This is a genomic window from Pseudomonas sp. Sample_24 (assembly GCF_004307605.1).
GTDB lineage: Bacteria > Pseudomonadota > Gammaproteobacteria > Pseudomonadales > Pseudomonadaceae > Aquipseudomonas.
The window spans coordinates 1-2,710 of sequence record NZ_RCNW01000056.1 but is presented as its reverse complement, the minus strand read 5'-3'; the positions used below and the strand labels follow the sequence as shown (position 1 = coordinate 2,710).

Here is a 2,710-nt window from a genome sequence, read left to right as displayed (position 1 = left end):
CCGATGATCAGCGCCCAGCCATCGACCAGAACGAACAGCATGATCTTGAACGGCAAGGAAATGATCAGCGGCGACAGCATCATCATACCCATGGCCATCAACACACTGGCCACGACGAGGTCGATGATCAGGAACGGGATGAAAATCATGAAGCCGATCTGGAACGCGGTTTTCAGCTCCGACGTCACGAAGGCCGGTACCAGAATGGTCAGCGGCGCCTGATCCGGCGAGGCTATGTCCGTGCGCTTGGACAAACGCATGAACAGCTCCAGGTCACTGGTTCGGGTCTGGGCCAGCATGAAGTCCTTGATCGGCACCTGGGCCTTGGCCACCGCATCCTGAGCGCTCATCTTTTCCGCGAGATACGGCTGCAAGGCGTCCTGGTTCACCCGGTCGAACACCGGCGCCATGATGAACAGCGTCAGGAACAGCGCCATGCCGGTGAGGATCTGGTTCGACGGCGTCTGTTGCAGGCCGAGGGCCTGACGCAGGATCGAGAAGACGATGATGATCCGGGTGAAACTGGTCATCAGCATGACGAACGCCGGGATGAAACTCAGCGCAGTCATGATCAGCAGGATCTGCAGGCTGACCGAGTACTCCTGAGCGCCTTCGGCGTTGGTGCCCAAGGTGATCGCCGGGATCGACAGCGGATCGGCGGCGAACGCCAAAGGTGCGGCCAGCATCAGGGCCAGCGTCAAGACGATGCGCAGCGCACCCATTACTTCTTATCCTTCTGATCTTTGCCCAGGATATCCAGCAGGCGCTGGGCAAATTCCGGCGTCGTTTTCTCAGTGGTGCTCGGCACCTGCACCGGTTCCTTGAGCACGTGCAATGCGGTAATGCTGCCGGGGCTCAGGCCGAGCAGAATCTGCTCGTTGCCGACCTGCACCAGCATCAGCCGGTCACGTGGGCCAAGGGCGCGGGAACCGATCAGCTCGATCACCTGGCCCTTGCCGGCAGGCCCCGCTTGCTGAACCCGACGCAACAGCCAGGCGAGGAAGAAGATCAACCCCAGCACCAGCAGCAGGCCGAACACCAGTTGCGTCAATTGCCCGGCCACACCGCTGCTCGCTACAGGCGCCACTGCAGCGGTGGCGGTCGCAACAGGCTCTGCCGCCAGCACGCTCAACGGCAACGCCAGAAGAACCCCGAGAAGCCTTTTCACTCAGCGCAGCTTCTTGATGCGTTCGCTTGGGCTGATCACGTCGGTCAGGCGGATGCCGAACTTCTCGTTGACCACGACCACTTCGCCATGAGCGATCAGCGTGCCGTTGACCAGTACGTCCAGCGGCTCACCGGCCAGGCGATCGAGCTCGATCACCGAACCCTGGTTGAGTTGCAGCAGGTTGCGAATGTTGATGTCGGTGCTGCCCACTTCCATGGAAATCGACACCGGGATATCAAGGATCACGTCCAGGTTCGGCCCTTCCAGGCTCACCGGATCGTTGTTTCTCGGCACACTGCCGAACTCTTCCATGGGCAGGCGATTGTTGGAGGATCCGGATGCATCGGCCGCCAGCAGCGCGTCGATATCCGCCTGCCCGGCATCACCGGTTTCTTCCAGGGCCGCAGCCCATTCATCAGCCAGTGCCTGGTCGTCCTGAGTATTCATATCATCAGCCATCATTTGTCCTCGGCGGGCCACCTTTGAGGGGAGGCCGTCAGTTAAAAGCGAATGTGTCAGGCGTCGATCAACGACGCTCGATCGGCTCGATCACTTGCAACGCAAGGTTGCCTTTGTGCGAGCCCATCTTGACCTTGAAGGCCGGCACGCCGTTGGCGCGCATGATCATGTCTTCCGGCATCTCCACCGGAATGATGTCCCCCGGCTGCATGTGCAGGATGTCGCGCAGCTTCAACTGGCGGCGAGCAACCGTGGCGCCGATCGGTACGTCGACATCCAGCACGTCCTGACGCAGGGCATTGACCCAGCGTTCGTCCTGATCGTCGAGATCCGACTGGAAGCCGGCGTCGAGCATTTCGCGCACCGGCTCGATCATCGAATACGGCATGGTCACGTGCAGGTCGCCGCCACCGCCATCGAGTTCGATGTGGAAGGTCGACACGACAATCGCTTCGCTCGGGCCGACGATGTTGGCCATGGCCGGGTTCACTTCCGAGTTGATGTACTCGAAGTTGACTTCCATGATCGCCTGCCAGGCTTCCTTCAAATCGATGAAGGCCTGCTCCAGCACCATGCGCACCACGCGCAGTTCGGTCGGGGTGAATTCACGCCCTTCAATCTTGGCGTGACGACCGTCGCCGCCAAAGAAGTTGTCCACCAGCTTGAACACCAGTTTGGCGTCGAGGATGAACAGCGCGGTGCCGCGCAACGGCTTGATCTTGACCAGGTTGAGACTGGTCGGCACGTACAGCGAGTGCACGTATTCGCCGAACTTCATCACCTGCACGCCACCGACCGCCACGTCTGCCGAACGGCGCAGCATGTTGAACATGCTGATGCGCGTGTAGCGGGCGAATCGTTCGTTGATCATTTCCAGGGTCGGCATGCGTCCACGGACGATGCGATCCTGGCTGGTCAGGTCGTAGCTTTTGACGGTGCCGGGTTCGGCAGCGTTATCGGTCTGTACCAGACCATCGTCCACGCCGTGCAACAGCGCGTCGATTTCATCCTGGGACAGCAGGTCCTGCACGGCCATGTCGTGTTCCTACTGCAGTACGAAATTAGTGAAAAGCAACTGTTCGA

At 60.3% G+C, this 2,710-nt stretch carries 4 protein-coding genes; all 4 read right to left on the bottom strand.

The genetic code is table 11. The features are described from left to right. Window positions 1-722, bottom strand: a 722-nt coding sequence (gene fliP, locus D8V06_RS02570; RefSeq protein WP_130930384.1) for a flagellar type III secretion system pore protein FliP, incomplete at its 3' end; no start/stop codon positions are given. Beyond that, window positions 722-1,168: a flagellar biosynthetic protein FliO gene (gene fliO / locus D8V06_RS02565; protein WP_130930383.1), complete on the bottom strand. Its 447-nt coding sequence runs from the start codon at window positions 1,166-1,168 to the stop codon at window positions 722-724. The genes fliO and fliP, both read right to left, overlap by 1 nt. Next, window positions 1,169-1,627 (bottom strand): flagellar motor switch protein FliN, encoded by a 459-nt coding sequence (gene fliN / locus D8V06_RS02560; protein ID WP_056853168.1) that lies wholly within the window; start codon window positions 1,625-1,627, stop codon window positions 1,169-1,171. It lies immediately after the preceding gene. Between the two features lie 67 nt (window positions 1,628-1,694). Next, the gene (fliM, locus tag D8V06_RS02555; protein WP_056853014.1) at window positions 1,695-2,663 is read right to left on the bottom strand and encodes a flagellar motor switch protein FliM; all 969 of its coding nucleotides are present in this window, start codon (window positions 2,661-2,663) and stop codon (window positions 1,695-1,697) included. Window positions 2,664-2,710: the final 47 nt, after the last annotated feature.